The sequence below is a fragment of the Paracoccus mutanolyticus genome (assembly GCF_003285265.1).
GTDB classification, from domain to species: Bacteria; Pseudomonadota; Alphaproteobacteria; order Rhodobacterales; family Rhodobacteraceae; genus Paracoccus; species Paracoccus yeei.
In genome coordinates, this window is sequence record NZ_CP030239.1 from 781,136 (window position 1) to 797,371 (window position 16,236).

The following is a 16,236-nucleotide window of genomic DNA, read 5'->3' on the forward strand; positions in this document are numbered from 1 at the left end:
GGGCTTTCCGCCCCCGGACCCCCGGTAGGGTATTTGGAAAACGGTGAATGCTACTTGAGCCGCTTCCAGGTCTGGGTGCGGCAAAACACCGAGATGCAGCCCGAGACCTTGAGCACCTTGCCCTCGAGCGTCATCTTGGACTTGTAGGTCTTGTCCGCGCCCGGGTCCCAGATCGTGCCGCCCGAAAAGCTGCCGCCGCCGTCGTCGATCATGTTTGCGACGATGTTCTTGCCGGCGTGGGGCGAGGCGATCTCCTTGCCTGCCCTGTCGTAGCTTTTCAGCAGCTTGCCGCAGTAGCGGCCGCCGCAATCATAGAACTGGACGGTGCCGAAATTGCCTTCGTCATTGGCCTGGGTCTGGAAGATGCCCGAGATGCCCTGCGCGCCCGCGGCGCCGGCGGCCAGCGCCAGCAGGGCGGCCATTGCCAGTGATTTCATGTGATTCCTCCGCTTCCCTGCCGCCGAGGATGGCGGGCGCACGGGGCCGCGATCAAGCCTGACGTGGCGTGAGGGCCCCGCCCCTTTCGGATCGGGCCGGGCTGTGGCAAAGGGGCCGCAGACACGAGGAGTAAGACGATGATCCTGTACCCCGCCATCGACCTCAAGGACGGCAACTGCGTGCGGCTGCTGCGCGGCGACATGGAGGCGGCGACCGTCTTTGGCGACGACCCCGCAGCGCAGGCGCGGGCGTTCCAGGACGCGGGCGCGGAATGGCTGCATCTGGTCGACCTGAACGGCGCATTCGCCGGCCATCCGGTCAATGCCGAAGCGGTCGGGGCGATCCTGGCCGCCGTCACCGTGCCCGCCCAGCGGGCGGCGGCATCCGCGACATGGCGATCATCGAGGGCTGGCTGGAGCGCGGGCCGTCGCGGGTGATCCTGGGCACGTCGCGGTCGAGAAGCCGTCGCTGGTTCGCGAGGCGGCGCGGCCTTCCCCGGCAAGATCGCGGTCGGGATCGACGCGCGCGGGGGCCGCGTCGCCACACGCGGCTGGGCCGAGGAGACGGACGTGATGGCCGTCGACCTGGCGCGGCAGTTCGAGGACGCGGGCGTCGCCGCGATCATCTATACCGACATCGACCGCGACGGCGCCATGCAGGGCCCCAACATCGCCGCGACCGAGGCGCTGGCGCGGGCGGTGACGATCCCGGTCATCGCCTCGGGCGGGGTCAGTTCGATGCAGGACCTGCTGGCCCTGCGCGGGACGCGGGCGATTGCGGGTGCGATCTCGGGCCGGGCGCTTTATGATGGGGCGATCAATCTGTCCGAGGCGCTGCGCGCGCTGAAGGGGTGACGGCATGCTGAAGATCCGGGTGATCCCCTGCCTGGACGTGGCCGACGGCCGCGTGGTCAAGGGCGTGAATTTCGTGGACCTGCGCGACGCGGGCGATCCGGTCGAGGCGGCGCGCGCCTATGACGCGGCCGGCGCGGACGAGATCTGCTTTCTGGACATCCACGCCACGCATGAGAACCGCGGCACCATGTTCGACCTGGTCACACGCACGGCCGAGGCCTGTTTCGTGCCGCTGACGGTGGGCGGGGGCGTGCGCAGCCACCAGGACGTGCGCGCCCTGCTGCTGGCCGGCGCCGACAAGGTCAGCTTCAACTCGGCCGCCGTGGCGAATCCGGACGTCATCGCCGAGGCCGCCGACCGTTTCGGCAGCCAGTGTATCGTCTGCGCCATCGACGCCAAGACCGTTGCCCCCGGCAAATGGGAGATCTTTACCCATGGCGGCCGCAAGCCCACCGGCATCGACGCCGTGGAATTCGCCCGCACCGTCGCGGCCAAGGGCGCGGGCGAGATCCTGCTGACCAGCATGGACCGCGACGGCACCAAGGCCGGCTTCAACATTCCCCTGACCCGCGCCGTGGCCGATGCGGTCAATGTGCCGGTCATCGCCTCGGGTGGGGTCGGGACTCTGGACCACCTGGCCGAGGGCGTGACACTGGGCCATGCCAGCGCCGTGCTGGCGGCATCCATCTTTCACTTCGGCACCTTCACCGTGCGCGAGGCCAAGGAGCACATGGCCGCCGCGGGCATCCCGATGAGGCTGACATGAGCATTCACCGTCTGGCCGAAACCATCGCCGCACGCGGGGATGCCGATCCCGACACCAGCTGGACCGCCAAGCTCTTGTCGAAGGGCCCCGAGAAATGCGCCGAGAAATTCGGCGAGGAGGCCGTCGAGGCCATCATCGAGGCCGTCAGGGGCGACCGCGACAAGCTGGTCGCCGAGGCGGCGGACGTGCTGTACCACCTGCTGGTGATGCTGGCCGCGCGCGGCGTGACGCTGGCCGATGTCGAGAGTGAACTGGACCGCCGCGAGGGGCGTTCGGGCATTGACGAAAAAGCGTCACGAAAGTGATACGATGCTGCAAGCCCTGGCCGAGGAGTTTTCCCGCCCCATCACCCTGCCCCTGCCCATCGTCGCCCTGCGGCTGAGCATGGCGGTGCTGCTGGGCGGCATCATCGGCTGGGAACGCGAGATCAAGGCCCGCGCCGCCGGGCTGCGCACCCATATGCTGATTTCGCTGGCGGCGGCCGTGTTCACGCTGGTCGCCATGGAGTTGGTCGACTTCAGCCATGTCAACGAGGACCAGCAGCGCACCGACCCCCTGCGCCTGATCGAGGCGGTGACCGCGGGCGTGGCCTTTCTGGCCGCGGGGTCCATCGTCATCAACAAGGGCAGCGTGCGCGGCATCACCACGGGCGCCTCGATGTGGCTTTGCGGCGCCATCGGGCTGTGCTGCGGCACGGGCGACCTGCTGCTGGGCATCATGGCCACCGGCATGGCGATGGTGGTGCTGGTGCTGATCCGGCTGCTGGTGACGCCGGTGCTGCGCGACGCGCGGGACGACTAGCGGGGCCGCTCAGCCCCCGACCGGCACCACCCGTACCGCGCCGCCTACGGCCGACAGCGCGATTTCCCCCGAGGCCAGCCGCAGCGCGTCGTGGCCAAAGACCTCGGCCCGCCAGCCGGTCAGAGCCGGCAGGTCGCGCGCGCCCGATGCGATGGCGTCCAGCTCGGCCGCCGAGGCGATCAGGCGCGGCGCGACGCCCGTCTCGTCGGACTTGGCCTTCAGCAGCACGCGCAGCAGGTCGGCCAGCGCGGCATTGCCGGGGCGGCCGGGTTCCTCGGGCGCGGGACGGGGCAGGTCCTTGGCCTCAGCCCGGCCTTGACGGCGGCGAGGATGCCGTTCGCGATGTCGCCACGGCGCGCGTCGCGCAGCAGCAGGCGCGACTTGGCCAGGTCAGCCTCGGTCAGGGGCTTGGTCGAGGCGAGCTCCACCAGCGCGTCGTCCTTGAACACGCGCGAACGGGGAATGTCGCGTTCCTGCGCATAGGTTTCGCGGAACCGCGCCAGTTCGCGCACCACCGCCAGGAAACGCGGCGACCCCGAGCGGGTGCGCACCCGTTCCCACGCCTCTTCGGGGCGGGTGATGTAGGTTTCGGGGTTCAGCAGGACCGCGACCTCTTCCTGAAGCCAGGGGGCGCGGCCGGTCTTTTGCAACTGGCCGTCCAGGAATTCGAAGATGGCGCGCAGATGCGTCACGTCGGCCAGCGCATAGGCCGCCTGCGCGTCCGACAGCGGCCGGTGCGACCAGTCGGTGAAGCGCGAGGACTTGTCCAGCGGCTGGCGCGCGATCTTTTTCACCAGCGTCTCGTATCCGACCTGTTCGCCGAAGCCGCAGACCATGGCCGCGATCTGGGTGTCGAACAGCGGATCGGGCAGGACGCCCGCGTCGTGATAGAAGATCTCAAGATCCTGGCGGGCGGCGTGGAACACCTTGACCGTGGCCTTGTGGCGGAAGAGGTCGTAGAGCGGTTCCAGCGACAGGTCGGTGCCGACGATCGGGTCGATCAGCACGGCGCGCCCGCCTTCGGCCTTGGCGCCGGATGCGGGGGGCAGCGCGGCCTGGATCAGGCACAGCTTGGAATAATAGGTCCGTTCGCGCAGGAATTCGGTGTCGAGCGTGACATAGGGTTGCGCCTTGGAGGTCGAGAATGCTGGCCAGTTCGGCCGTGGTCGTGATGGTCTGGATGTCTTCGGGGCGCGGTTGGCTGGCAGTGGGCATCTGGTTCTTTCGGGCACGGGCGGGGCATCCGCCGAATCTCGTCCTTCGGCCATGAGACAGAGGACGCGAAAAATCAAGGCGCTGGACCCAGCGTCACAGCGGTTCTATGTCGCCCTGTGCTCGCATTGCCTCGAAGCCGGCGACGAAGCCCGCCAGTTCGCCCGCCGCAATGGCCCCGCGCAGGCCCGCCATCAGCTCCTGGAAGTAATGCAGGTTGTGCCAGGTCAGCAGCATCCCCGAGATCATCTCGCCCGAGCGGAAGACATGGTGCAGATAGGCGCGGGAATAGCCGGTACAGGCCGGGCAGGTGCAATGTTCGTCCAGCGGGCGCGGATCGTCGGCATGGCGCGCGTTCTTGATGTTGACCTGTCCGCGCCGGGTCCAGGCCTGCCCCGTGCGCCCGGAACGCGAGGGCAGCACGCAATCCATCATGTCGACGCCGCGCAGCACGGCGCCGACGATGTCGTCGGGCTTGCCCACGCCCATCAGGTAGCGCGGCTTGTCTTCGGGCAGGAAACCGGGGGCATAGTCGAGCACGCCGAACATCGCCTCTTGCCCCTCGCCGACCGCCAGCCCGCCGATGGCATAGCCGTCGAAGCCGATGGATTTCAGCGCCTCGGCGCTTTCCTGGCGCAGCTCGCGGGTGACGCCGCCCTGCATGATGCCGAACAGCGCGTGCCCCGGCCGGTCGCCGAAGGCGTCGCGCGACCGCTGGGCCCAGCGCATCGACATGCGCATGGACTTGGCCACCGCCTCGTCGGTCGCGGGCAGGGCCGGGCATTCGTCGAAGGCCATGACGATGTCGCTGCCCAGCAGGCGCTGGATTTCCATGCTGGTTTCCGGCGAGAGGTGATGGCGCGCCCCGTCCACATGGCTGGAAAAGGTCACGCCCTCTTCGGTCAGCTTGCGCAGGCTGGACAGCGACATGACCTGGAACCCGCCCGAATCGGTCAGGATCGGCCGATCCCAGTTCATGAAGCGGTGCAGGCCGCCCAGGCGCGCGATGCGTTCGGCCCCGGGGCGCAGCATCAGGTGATAGGTGTTGCCCAGAAGGATGTCGGCCCCGGTGGCGCGCACCGATTCCGGCAGCATGGCCTTGACCGTGGCGGCGGTACCCACGGGCATGAAGGCGGGGGTGCGGATCTCGCCCCGAGGGGTCTGGATCACGCCGGTGCGGGCGCGGCCGTCGGTGGCCTGGACGTGGAACTGGAATCTCTCGCTCATGCCGCCGCACATAGGCGGTTCCGTGGCGGGATGCAAAGCCGGCCTATGCCCCGGCGGCGCGCAACAGTCTTGCCCGTCCGGGGGGAATGGCGCTGATCTCGAGCCCGGTGAAGACATGCAGCGTATCCATCTGGCTGTCGACCACCGCATGGTCGCTGACCCAGCCGCCCATCGCCAGATAGGACCGCAACAGGGGCGGCATCTCGGCCATGGCGGCGCGGGGATCGGGCTTGCGCAGCTTCAGCGCGCGGGCAAAGCGGAACACCTTGGGCGCCTTGACGCGCGGCAGCCAGCGCTTGGGCGCCAGGTGGCGTTCGCGCAGCATGGCGAAGGCGTCCTCGTAGCCATGGGTGTCGGTGCCCATGAAGCTGGAGCAGCCGAACAGCATCTCGACCCCCTGCCGGTCCACATGCTGCGCCAGCGCCCCCCAGGCCAGCCGCAGGATGTCGGGGTCGTGCCATTCGGGATGGATGCAGAAGCGCCCGATCTCGACCATGCGACCAGTGAAATCGTGCAGCCGCGACAGGTTGTAGTAGCGCGCCGAATAGCTGTCGCCGATCTCGGCCCCGCCGGACAGGGTCAGCATGCGAAAGCAGGCGACCAGCCGCCCCGAGGCGATGTCGCGAATCAGCACATGCGTGCAGCGGCCGTCGTAATCGTCGGCGTCACGCGCGTCGGGCGGCCCGTCCCGGCCCCGACCCACGAAACACAGCCACCGCAGGCGCTGCGCCTCGGCGATCTCGTCGGCCGAGGTGGCGGTTGCGGCTTCGTAGCGACCCTTGCGCAATGCCATCATGGCACCCCTGCCCATTCCTCGGGAAGACGGCGGCGCAGGGGCTGCCGTCTTGTTCCAGTCCTCCCTGCACCTATCTTGTAACAGCAGCGCAACGGGAATGAAGGCCAAAGATGACCGATCGAGTGACGAAATCCGATGCCGAGTGGCGGGCCGAGCTGGACCCCGAGACCTATCGCGTGACGCGCCAGGCCGGGACCGAGCGGCCGTTTTCCCATCCGGGCTTTCCGGCGGTGCCTGGGCATTACGAATGCGTCTGTTGCGGCGCGCGCCTGTTCGACGGCGATGCCAAGTTCGAAAGCCATTGCGGTTGGCCCAGCTTTTCCAAGCCCGGCGGCGCCATCGACGAACACCGCGACACCAGCCACGGCATGATCCGCACCGAGGTGCGCTGCCACCGCTGCGACGCCCACCTGGGCCATGTCTTCCCCGACGGCCCGCCGCCGACCGGGCTGCGCTACTGCATCAACGGCGTGGCGCTGCGCTTCGTGCCAGACTGATCGGCGCGGCGTGCCGGCTCAGTCGGCCAGGATGTCGGCGGCGTCGACCCGGCCCACGTTGCCCATCAGCTGGCGCGCCAGGCCCAGGCTGGCGACGCCGGTGTCGTCACGCGGCGCGACAGAACGACGACGCGGCCCCGCTCAAGCCCGAACCGCTCGACATTGGTCACGGTGCCCGAGGGATCGAAGCTGATCGCCACGACCTGCCTGTCGATCTCGCGCGGTTCGCGGAGGCCATAGAACTGCCAGCGCGAGCCGACGTAATACCAGGCCGATCCGGTCAGCAGACCCTGCGCCGAAGGACGCCCGATCAGCCCCTCCAGATCCGCCTGCTTGGTCTGGCCCACGACCACCTGGGCCAGCTGGTCATCGGGCGGAACATAGCCATGGTTGCGATAGGTGGCCTGGCAGCCGGCCAGGGCCGCGGGCAGAACCAGCGTGAAAGCCATGATCTGACGGCGGGAAATCTTCATCGTGCACCTGTCCCCTGCGCGGCTGTTGACGTCGCGGGACCGACTTAGCAAACTCGTGCCCCGCGCTCAAGAATGTCCCAATAGCGGGGAAAATCCCCGGAAAGGCAACCCGCCATGACCACGCCCCATCCCCAGCCGCGCGCGCAGTCCCGTTACCGGGTCGCGCAGCTCAACCCCCGCCAGCCCACGGCCTTCGCGCTGGCGCCCGACACGCAGGCCCGCGCGGCCATCGCGGACGAACTGGGGCTGTCGGCCCTGCCCGCGCTGCGGTTTGCCGGCGAAATCCGCCCCGCGCCCAGTGACGCATGGGAGGTGACGGCCCAGCTTTCGGCCAAGGTGGTCCAGCCCTGCGTGGTCAGCCTGGCCCCGGTTTCGACCGCGCTGAGCGAAGAGGTCCACCGCGTCTTCTCGCCCCACGCCGCAGCCCCCCAGGGCGACGAGGTCGAGATGGGCGATGACGAGCTGGAGCCCTTGGGCGCCTTCATCGACATCGAGGCGATGATGGTCGAGGCCCTGACCCTGGCCCTGCCGCTTTATCCCAGGGCCGAGGGCGCCAGCCTCGACCCCACCCCCGACACCCCCGAGGAAGAGACCCGCAAGCCCTTCGCCGACCTGGCCGAGCTGATGAAAAAGCGCGACGGCTAGCGCTGGCTTTCGGCCCAGGCCGGGCTCAGTTCCGGGCCCAGGTTCAGCGCCGGCAGCAGGCCTTGCCCCAGCACATGATCGGCCGCCTTCTCGCCCGTCATGATCGAGGGGGCGTTCAGGTTGCCGTTGGTGATGCGCGGAAAGATCGAGCTGTCGGCAATGCGCAGCCCCTCGACCCCGATCACCCGCAGGTCCGGGTCCACCACGGCCATCGGGTCGTCGGCCCGCCCGATCCGGCAGGTGCCGCAGGGATGGAACGCCGATTCGGCATGCTCGCGGATGAAGGCGTCGATCTGGTCGTCGCTTTGCACCGCGTCGCCCGGCTGGATCTCGTGGCCCTTGTAGTCGGCGAAGGCGGGCTGCTGAAAGATCTCGCGCGTCAGCCGCACGCAGGCGCGGAACTCGGTCCAGTCGTCGGGATGGGACATGTAGTTGAAGCGGATCTCGGGCGCCTCGCGCGGGTCGGTCGACCGCAATCGCACCGTCCCGCGCGATTTCGACCGCATCGGCCCGACATGGACCTGGAAGCCGTGCCCCTCGGCCGCGGCCTTGCCGTCGTAGCGCACCGCCAGCGGCAGAAAATGATACTGGATGTCGGGATATTCCACCCCCGCGCGCGACCGGATGAAGCCGCAGCTTTCGAACTGGTTCGAAGCGCCAAGCCCCGTCCCCGTCGCCATCCACTGCGCTCCGATCGACCCCTTGCCCCACAGGTTCCAGTGCTTGTACAGCGTGATCGGCTTGGTCGCCGTATACTGCATGTAGATTTCCAGGTGGTCCTGCAGGTTCGCGCCGACGCCCTGCCGGTCCGCCCGGACCTCGATGCCATGCGCGCGCAGGTGGTCCGCCGGCCCGATCCCCGACAGCATCAGAAGCTTCGGCGTGTTGATCGAACTGGCCGACAGGATCACCTCGTGCTTCGCGCGGAACACGTTGACGCCGCGCGTGTTCCTGACCTCGACGCCGACCGCGCGCCCGTCCTCGAACACCACCCGCTGCGCCAGGCCGCGCCGCAGCCGCAGCAGGCCGGTTTCCTGCGCCGGGCGCAGATAGGCATTGGCGGCCGACCAGCGGCGGCCCTCCCAGATCGTCGCCTCCATGGCGCCGAAGCCCTCCTGCCGGGCCCCGTTGTAATCCTCGGTCGTGGGATAGCCCGCCTCGCGTCCGGCGCGGATGAAGGCGTTGAACAGCGGGTTCTTGCGCGACCCCCGGGTGACGTGCAGCGGCCCTTCGGTGCCGCGGTAATCGCTGACCGCGCCATGCGAGGTCTCCATGCGCTTGAAATAGGGCAGCACATCGGCATAGCCCCAGCCGTCCGCGCCGCTTTCCGCCCAGAAATCAAAGTCCCGGGCATGGCCGCGCACGAAGACCATGCCGTTGATCGAGGACGACCCGCCCAGCACCTTGCCGCGCGGCGTCACCAGCCGCCGCCCGCCCAGATGCGCCTCGGGTTCCGAGGAAAACCCCCAGTCATAGCGGCGCATGTTCATCGGATAGCTCAGCGCCGCCGGCATCTGGATGAAGGGCCCCACGTCCGAGCCGCCGTATTCGATGATATCGACGCGCTTGCCGGCCATCACCAGCCGGTAAGCCAGCGCGCAACCGGCCGAACCGGCACCCACGATCACATAATCCGGCGTCATGCCCATCCTCCGCCCGGCTTCCTTGTTGTCCAAATACCCACGCCGGCGATGCCACTCGCGCGGCGCCGCTCAATAGGGCGCATCGACGCCACCCATGCCGACATAGACCGATTTCAGCTGCGAATAATGCTCGATGGCGGCGGCCGAGTTCTCGCGCCCGATGCCCGACAGCTTGACCCCGCCGAAGGGCGCCTCGACCGGGGTCAGGTTATAGGCGTTGATCCAGGTCGTCCCGGCCTGCAGCGCCGCCGCCACGCGATGCCCGCGCGCCAGATCCCGGGTGAACACCCCGGCCGCCAGCCCGTAGGGCGAGGCATTGGCGCGCCCGACCGCCTCGGCCTCGTCGGCAAACGCCAGCACCGACATCACGGGGCCAAAGATCTCCTCGCGCACGATCTCCATGGCGTCGGTCGCGTCGGCAAAGACCGTGGGCGGCACGAAGGGTCCCTCGCCCGGGCCGCCGCAGACCAGCCGCGCGCCCTCGGCCTCGCCCCGGGCGATGGCGGCGCGGATCTTCCCGGCCTGGGCCGGGCTGACGATGGGGCCGTGCTGGGTCGCCTCGTCCAGCGGATCGCCGATCTTCACCGCCTCCAGCCGGGCCGACAGCCGCTCGAGGAAGGCGGGCAGGATGCCCTGCTGCACAAAGACCCGCGTGCCGTTCGAGCAGACCTGGCCCGAGGAATAGAAATTCGCCAGGATCGCCGCGCCCACCGCGTCCTCGAGGCTGGCATCGGCAAAGATGATGTTGGGCGACTTGCCGCCCAGTTCCATCGAGGCGTGGCGCATGCCCTCGGCCGCCGCGGCATAGACCCTTTGCCCGGTCGCGACCGAGCCGGTCAGCGACACCTTGGCGACGCGCGGGTCCGTCACCAGCGCCGCGCCGACCGCGCCGCGCCCCTGCACGACGTTGAAGATGCCCGGCGGCAGCCCGGCCTCGGTCAGGATCTCGGCCAGCTTCAGCGCGCCCAGCGGCGTTTCCTCGCTGGGCTTGATGACCATGGCATTGCCCATGGCCAGCGCCGGCGCCGCCTTCCAGCAGGCGATCTGGCTTGGATAGTTCCAGGCGCCGATGCCGGCGCAGACCCCCAGCGCCTCGCGGATGGTATAGACGAAATCGCCGCCCAGCGGGATCGTCTGCCCGGTCACGGTGGGCGCGAGCCCGCCGAAGAACTCCAGCGCATCGGCGCCCGAGCGCCAGTCGGCGACCCGGGTTTCCTGGATCGGCTTGCCGGTGTCCATGGTTTCCAGCACCGCCAGTCCGCGGCCCGCCGCGGATGATCGCGGCCGCGCGGATCAGCACCCGGCCGCGCCGACCGGGCGCAGGCCGGGACGGCGGGCAGGGCGGCGGCGGCGGCGGCGGTCGCCTCGGCCACCTGGTCGGGGCTCGCCTCGTGCAGGGTGGCGATCACCTCGCCGGTATAGGGGTAATGGACCGGCAGCGCCGGGCCTTGGCCCTCGACAAGGGCACCGTTCAGGTAAAGGCTGGCGGCAGGCTGGGCCTGGGGCCGGGCGATCAGGCTCATGGCAGGACTTTCCCAAGATAATCAAGAATCAGGGTTTCGGCCGCGTGGGCGTCGATGTCATCGGACAGGGCGGCGCGCAGGTAGACCCCGTCGATCAGCGCGCCCAGGGTTCGGGCGATGCCGGCGGCCTCGGCACCGACCAGCGGGCGCAGCGCCACCATCAGGTTCGACCGCAGCCGGCGGTGATAGATGCGCAGCAGGCGCCCCGCCTCGGGCTCGACCAGGGCCAGGGCATAGAAGTTCAGCCAGGCCGCGATGGTCTCGCGGGCAAAGTTCTCGGCCCCGAAGCTGGCGCGGACGACGGCGAACAGCCGGTCGCGCGGCGCCTCCGCCCCCTTCAGCGCGACCGAGGCGGTGTCGCGGTACTGCGTCAGGATATGGCGCATCGCGGCCAGAAAGATCCGCTCTTTCGAGCCGAAGTAGTGATGCGCCAGCGCCGTGGACATGCCCGCCTCGCGCGCGATCTGCGCCACGGTCACGTCAAGCGAGCCCTTGCGGCCCACGGTCGCGATCGTTGCGTTGATTAAGGCCGCCTTTCGGATAGGCTCTGCGCCAAGCTTGGGCATATAAGGACACCGTTCCGTATGAACCGCTGCGGGAAAACCGAAGCTGACCATCTTTTGATTGACTCGTCAATCAACGAAAGCCTTAATTGGCACAACCGACAACAAACCTGGGAGAACAATATGACATCTTGCCGCACCGCCGCCCTTGTTGCCGCAGGTCTTGCCATCGGGTTGAGCAGCGCGGCCGCCCAGGCCGCCGAGCCCGCCGCCTGCCGCGATGTCGTGTTCTCGGACGTGGGCTGGACGGACATCACCTCGACCACGGCGCTCGCCTCGACGGTGCTGCAGGCCCTGGGCTACAACACCGAGACCAAGATCCTGTCGCTGCCGGTGACCTACACCGCCATGGCCAAGAACGACGTGGACGTGTTTCTGGGCAACTGGATGCCCAGTCAGGAAAACGACCTGAAGCCCTATCGCGATTCCGGCACGGTCGAGGTGCTGCGCACCAACCTGACCGGCGCGAAATACACGCTGGCCACCAATGAGGCCGGCGCCAAGCTGGGCATCGACGACTTCGGCAAGATCGCCGCGCACAAGGACATCTGGACGGCAAGATCTATGGCATCGAGCCCGGCAGCGAGGCAACCGACGCTGCTGGAGATGGTCGCCGACAACAAGTTCGACCTTGGCACCTTCGAGATCGTGGAAAGCAGCGAACAGGGCATGCTGGCCCAGGTCGCGCGCGCCGATGGCGCGGGCAAGCCGGTGGTGTTCCTGGGCTGGGAGCCGCATCCGATGAACACGCGTTCAAGATGACCTATCTGGCGGGCGGCGACGACGTGTTCGGCCCCGACTTCGGCGGCGCGCGGGTTGATACCAATATCCGTGCGGGTTATGCGCAAGGACTGCCCGAACCTCGGCAAGTTCCTGTCGAACCTGGCCTTCACCCTGCCGATGGAAACCGAGGTCATGGGCAAGATCCTGAACGACGGGATGGACGGCCCCTCGGCCGCCAGGGAATGGCTGCAGGCCAATCCCGACGCCGCCAAGCCCTGGCTGGCGGGGGTGACGACCTTCGACGGCGGCGACGCGGTCGCGGCCCTGGACAAGGCCCTAGCCGATTGAGCCGCGCGCGCCTGTCCCGGCCAGCCCGCCGCGGATGGTCCGGTGCCGGATCGGGGGGCTCTGCCCCCCACACCGCATCCGCCCCCTGGCGGGGCGGACGCGGTGCCCCCCGGGATATTTGACCACGAAAGAACGACGACTTCGGCCAACATGAGCAAACCGGGCCCGGGCCGCCCGTCAGAACGGTAGCAAAGGACGCATGGACCAGATCACCGCGATACTGACCGATACCAAGATCCCCGTGGGCAAGACGGCCAAGGCGATCTTCGACTGGCTGAACGCCCATGCCGCGTTCGTCTTCAACGCCATTTCCAAGGGGCTAGACTGGCTGATCGGGATGATCCTGACGGTGCTTGAGTTCCCGCACCCGCTGGTCTTCACCCTGCTGATGGTCGCCCTGACCTGGGCCCTGCAGCGCAGCTGGAAGACCTGCCTGCTGATCCTGCTGGGGTTCCTGTTCGTCCTGAACCAGGGCTATTGGGACGAGATGATGCAGTCCCTGACCCTGGTCCTGTCGGCCTGCGTGGTCTGCATGGCGATCGGTGTGCCCCTGGGCATCGCCGCCGCCCACAGGCCCCGGCTTTACGCCTGGATGCGGCCGGTTCTGGACCTGATGCAGACCCTGCCGACCTTCGTCTATCTGATCCCGGCCATCGTGTTCTTCGGCATCGGCATGGTGCCCGGCCTGATCGCCACCGTGATCTTCGTGCTGCCCGCGCCGATCCGGCTGACGCATCTGGGCATCAGCTCGACCCCGCAAGCGCTGGTCGAGGCGGCCATCGCCTTTGGCGCCACCCCGCGCCAGCTGCTGTGGAAGGTGGAACTGCCCAGCGCCACGCCGCAGATCATGGCGGGGCTGAACCAGACCATCATGCTGTCCCTGTCCATGGTCGTCATCGCGGCGCTGGTCGGCGCCTCGGGCCTGGGGGTGCCGGTGGTCCGCGCGCTGAACAGCGTCAACACCGCCCTGGGATTCGAAAGCGGCTTCATCATCGTGATCGTCGCCATCATGCTGGACCGGATGCTGCGCGTGGGGAAACATAATGACTGAACGCAATGCCGTCGAGTTCGACAACGTCAACATCGTCTTCGGCGACGACCCCAAGGCCGCCCTGCCGCTGATGGACCAGGGCCTGGCGCGCGGCCCGATCAAGGCCGAAACCGGCCAGGTGCTGGGCGTGCACAACTGCTCGCTGACCGTCAGGGAGGGCGAGATCCTGGTCCTGATGGGCCTTTCCGGGTCGGGCAAGTCCACGCTGCTGCGCGCGGTGAACGGGCTCAATGCCGTCTGCCGGGGCGAGGTGCGGATCTGGGACGGGGACCGCATGGCCTCGGTCAGCAAGGCGCGCGGCGCCGAACTGCGCCGCCTGCGCCGCGAGCGGGTCGCGATGGTGTTCCAGCAATTCGGCCTGCTGCCCTGGCGCACGGTGCGCGAGAACGTGGGGCTTGGGCTGGAACTGGCCGGCGTCCCCGCGGCCGAGCGCGCCAAGCGCGTGGATGGCCAGCTTGCGACCGTCGGCCTGACCGAATGGGCCGAGCGCAAGGTGGGCGACCTGTCGGGCGGCATGCAGCAGCGCGTGGGCCTGGCCCGCGCCTTCGCGACCGAGGCGCCGATCCTGCTGATGGACGAGCCCTTCAGCGCGCTCGACCCGCTGATCCGCACGCGGCTGCAGGACGAATTGCTGGAATTGCAGCAGCGCTTCCAGCGCACCATCGCTTTGTCAGCCACGACCTGGACGAGGCCTTTCGCATCGGCAACCGCATCGCCCTGATGGAGGGCGGCCGCATCGTCCAGGTCGGCACCGCGCGCGAGATCATCGCCAATCCGGTCGATGCCTATGTCGAGGATTTCGTGGCCCACATGAACCCCCTGGGCGTGCTGACCGCCGAGGACATGGCCGAGCCGGGCGACGTCCCGGCCGAGGCGGCGGGCGCGCCCATCGACCGCGACACGCCGATCCGCGAGGTGATGCGCATGATGACCGAAACCGGGGCCGAGGTGCTGCCTCTGACCGGCGGCGGGCGGGTGACGCGCCAGGGGATCATGCTGCGGCTGGTCGCGCCCGGCGCCCGCAAGGGCGGCGCGGTCGAGATTGGCCCCGCCCCGGCCCTCGCACGGCAGCGCGCTGCGGCGGGGGACGGGCGGCGCAGATGCGCCTCGCGCCAGGTGATATAGCTGATCGCCCCGATCATGACCGCGCCGCCGGCCAGCACCCACAGGTCGACCGGCTCGGCAAAGACCAGGGCGCCCAGAAGGCTGGCCCAGATGAGTTGCAGGAACACCACCGGCTGCGTGACGGTCAGGGGCGCGGCGGCAAAGGCCCGCGTCATGGCGTAATGCCCGGCGGTTGCGCACAGGGCCGTGCAGGCCAGCACCGCCAGTTGCACCGCCGTGGGCGCAACCCAGTCCAGCGCGGCGACGGGGGCAAGCCCCAGGCAGACCGTCAGCGACATCATCGCCACCACGACCGAAGGGGCCACCCGTTCGGACAGGCGCTTGGCCACCAGATAGGACGCCCCGAAGCAGACCGAGGCGCTCAGCTGCGCCAGATGCCCGGGCTCGAGCACCCGCAATCCGGGACGCAGCACGATCATCGCCCCCGCCAGCGCCACCCCGATGGCAGCCGCTCGCCGCCACGAGATGCGTTCGCCCATCAGCAGCGTGGCGCCGATGGTCACGACGATGGGGTTCAGAAAGCCGATGGCCGTGACCTCGGCCACGGTGATGCGGGCCATGGCATAGAACCACAGGATCACGGCCAGGCAATGCAGCGCCCCGCGCCACACAAACAGCTGCCAGACCTGAGCCGGAAATCCTCGCCGCAGCGCCGGCAGCAGCAGCGGGATCATGAACAGCAACCCGAAGGCAAAGCGGATGAAGGCGCTTTCGGCGGCGGGCAGCGCCAGCCCCAGCCAGCGCACGGTTCCGTTGACGCCCACAAAGCACAGCCCCGCGGTCAGCATCCAGGCGATGCCGACAAGATCCGCGCGGGTATGGGGCGACAGGCTCATGCGCCAGACTTGCCCCGGCCGGCGCGCGGGCGCAAGGTCAGCCCCGCAGCACAAGCCCCAAGGCGATGGTCCACATGACCAGCCCCACGCACAGGTCAAGGACCCGCCAGGCGCCGGGCCGGGCAAAGACCGGCGACAGCCAGCGCGCGCCATAGCCCAAGGCGGCAAAGAACAGGACCGATCCGGTCACCGCACCCAGGGCAAAGGCGCCCCTGTCCCCGAACCCTGCCGACACCCCGCCCAGCAGCACCACCGTGTCCAGCCAGACATGCGGGTTCAGCCAGGTCAGCGCCGCCAGCACCGCCAGCGTGGCGCGCAGGCTGGTCGCCCCCTCGCCCGCGCGCAGCACCGCGCCGCCCCGCCAGGCCGCGCGCAGCGACCGCGCGCCATAGGCCAGCAGGAACGCCGCCCCGCCCCAGCGCATGGTGTCCAGAAACCAGGGTGCGCGGGCGGCGATGGCCCCTGCCCCCAGGACGCCCGCAACGATCAGGACCGCGTCGGACAGGGCGCAGAACGCCACCGTGGCCAGCACATGGCGCCGCATCAATCCCTGCTTCAGCACGAAGGCGTTCTGCGCCCCGATGGCCACGATCAGCGAAAGCCCGGTCCCAAGACCGGCAAGATAGGCGTGCATGGCATCCCTCCGTTCGAACACCGGCTTGCCCCGCAGACCATCACAAGGCAAACTCAAAATCATGAAGCAGATTAAGTTTTC

Annotated in this window: 13 protein-coding genes and 6 pseudogenes; 9 read left to right on the forward strand and 10 right to left on the reverse strand. The window is 68.8% G+C overall.

All coding sequences use genetic code 11. The annotated features are described in order from the left end of the window. Positions 1-50: 50 nt before the first annotated feature. Entirely contained in the window at positions 51-437 is a 387-nt protein-coding gene (locus DPM13_RS04335) for a DUF2147 domain-containing protein (RefSeq protein ID WP_112887520.1), read from the reverse strand. 201 nt (positions 438-638) lie between these two features. Here DPM13_RS04335 and DPM13_RS04340 point away from each other — a divergent pair. The 4 genes and pseudogenes from DPM13_RS04340 to DPM13_RS04355 all read left to right on the forward strand — a co-directional run bounded on the left by DPM13_RS04340 (position 639) and on the right by DPM13_RS04355 (position 2,859). Next, positions 639-1,292 (forward strand): annotated as a pseudogene (locus DPM13_RS04340) (HisA/HisF-related TIM barrel protein). Positions 1,293-1,296: 4 nt separating this feature from the next. Next, positions 1,297-2,058, forward strand: a complete 762-nt coding sequence (hisF, locus tag DPM13_RS04345) for an imidazole glycerol phosphate synthase subunit HisF (protein ID WP_028720183.1) — start codon at positions 1,297-1,299, stop codon at positions 2,056-2,058. Further along, the gene (locus DPM13_RS04350; RefSeq protein WP_099648008.1) at positions 2,055-2,363 is read left to right on the forward strand and encodes a phosphoribosyl-ATP diphosphatase; all 309 of its coding nucleotides are present in this window, start codon (positions 2,055-2,057) and stop codon (positions 2,361-2,363) included. Before hisF ends, DPM13_RS04350 begins: the two co-directional genes overlap by 4 nt. Before the next feature lie 4 nt (positions 2,364-2,367). Beyond that, positions 2,368-2,859: an MgtC/SapB family protein gene (locus tag DPM13_RS04355; RefSeq protein ID WP_036763042.1), complete on the forward strand. Its 492-nt coding sequence runs from the start codon at positions 2,368-2,370 to the stop codon at positions 2,857-2,859. 9 nt (positions 2,860-2,868) lie between these two features. Here the strand turns inward: DPM13_RS04355 and rnd are convergent. The 3 genes and pseudogenes from rnd to DPM13_RS04370 all read right to left on the reverse strand — a co-directional run bounded on the left by rnd (position 2,869) and on the right by DPM13_RS04370 (position 6,094). Next, a pseudogene (gene rnd / locus DPM13_RS04360) lies at positions 2,869-4,041 on the reverse strand (ribonuclease D). 126 nt (positions 4,042-4,167) lie between these two features. Further along, entirely contained in the window at positions 4,168-5,298 is a 1,131-nt protein-coding gene (gene tgt / locus DPM13_RS04365; protein ID WP_112888693.1) for a tRNA guanosine(34) transglycosylase Tgt, read from the reverse strand. Between the two features lie 43 nt (positions 5,299-5,341). After that, positions 5,342-6,094, reverse strand: a complete 753-nt coding sequence (locus tag DPM13_RS04370) for a GNAT family N-acetyltransferase (protein ID WP_105291618.1) — start codon at positions 6,092-6,094, stop codon at positions 5,342-5,344. 110 nt (positions 6,095-6,204) lie between these two features. Here DPM13_RS04370 and msrB point away from each other — a divergent pair, with 110 nt between their 5' ends. Beyond that, entirely contained in the window at positions 6,205-6,591 is a 387-nt protein-coding gene (gene msrB, locus DPM13_RS04375) for a peptide-methionine (R)-S-oxide reductase MsrB (RefSeq protein ID WP_028720177.1), read from the forward strand. 65 nt (positions 6,592-6,656) lie between these two features. Here msrB and DPM13_RS04380 read toward each other — a convergent pair whose 3' ends face one another. After that, the gene (locus DPM13_RS04380) at positions 6,657-7,064 is read right to left on the reverse strand and encodes an outer membrane protein assembly factor BamE (RefSeq protein ID WP_223252335.1); all 408 of its coding nucleotides are present in this window, start codon (positions 7,062-7,064) and stop codon (positions 6,657-6,659) included. 114 nt (positions 7,065-7,178) lie between these two features. Between DPM13_RS04380 and DPM13_RS04385 the strand changes: the two genes are divergently transcribed. After that, positions 7,179-7,709 carry a YceD family protein gene (locus DPM13_RS04385; RefSeq protein WP_112887521.1) on the forward strand — a complete coding sequence of 177 codons (531 nt, stop codon included), beginning with the start codon at positions 7,179-7,181 and terminating at the stop codon, positions 7,707-7,709. Here the strand turns inward: DPM13_RS04385 and betA are convergent. The 3 genes and pseudogenes from betA to betI form a co-directional block, all read right to left on the reverse strand. Next, on the reverse strand, positions 7,706-9,352 hold the full coding sequence (gene betA, locus DPM13_RS04390; protein WP_028720174.1) for a choline dehydrogenase: 1,647 nt from the start codon (positions 9,350-9,352) through the stop codon (positions 7,706-7,708). The two genes, DPM13_RS04385 and betA, sit on opposite strands and share 4 nt — an antisense overlap. Positions 9,353-9,421: 69 nt before the next feature. Beyond that, a pseudogene (gene betB, locus DPM13_RS04395) lies at positions 9,422-10,875 on the reverse strand (betaine-aldehyde dehydrogenase). Then, positions 10,872-11,441 (reverse strand): choline-binding transcriptional repressor BetI, encoded by a 570-nt coding sequence (gene betI, locus DPM13_RS04400; RefSeq protein WP_112887522.1) that lies wholly within the window; start codon positions 11,439-11,441, stop codon positions 10,872-10,874. Before betI ends, betB begins: the two are co-directional and overlap by 4 nt. Before the next feature lie 234 nt (positions 11,442-11,675). On the opposite strand from betI, the pseudogene DPM13_RS04405 reads away from it, so the two are divergent. From DPM13_RS04405 to choV, 3 genes and pseudogenes are all read left to right on the forward strand, one after another. Beyond that, positions 11,676-12,509: pseudogene (locus tag DPM13_RS04405) on the forward strand (glycine betaine ABC transporter substrate-binding protein). 199 nt (positions 12,510-12,708) lie between these two features. Next, the gene (choW, locus tag DPM13_RS04410; RefSeq protein WP_112887523.1) at positions 12,709-13,560 is read left to right on the forward strand and encodes a choline ABC transporter permease subunit; all 852 of its coding nucleotides are present in this window, start codon (positions 12,709-12,711) and stop codon (positions 13,558-13,560) included. Continuing rightward, positions 13,553-14,413: pseudogene (choV, locus tag DPM13_RS04415) on the forward strand (choline ABC transporter ATP-binding protein); the annotation flags it as partial. The gene choW and the pseudogene choV, both read left to right, overlap by 8 nt. Positions 14,414-14,651: 238 nt before the next feature. Here choV and DPM13_RS04420 read toward each other — a convergent pair. Together DPM13_RS04420 and DPM13_RS04425 are read right to left on the reverse strand one after the other, a co-directional pair. Next, positions 14,652-15,473 (reverse strand): annotated as a pseudogene (locus tag DPM13_RS04420) (DMT family transporter); the annotation flags it as partial. Positions 15,474-15,558: 85 nt separating this feature from the next. Beyond that, positions 15,559-16,155 (reverse strand): LysE/ArgO family amino acid transporter, encoded by a 597-nt coding sequence (locus DPM13_RS04425; RefSeq protein WP_112888694.1) that lies wholly within the window; start codon positions 16,153-16,155, stop codon positions 15,559-15,561. Positions 16,156-16,236: the final 81 nt, after the last annotated feature.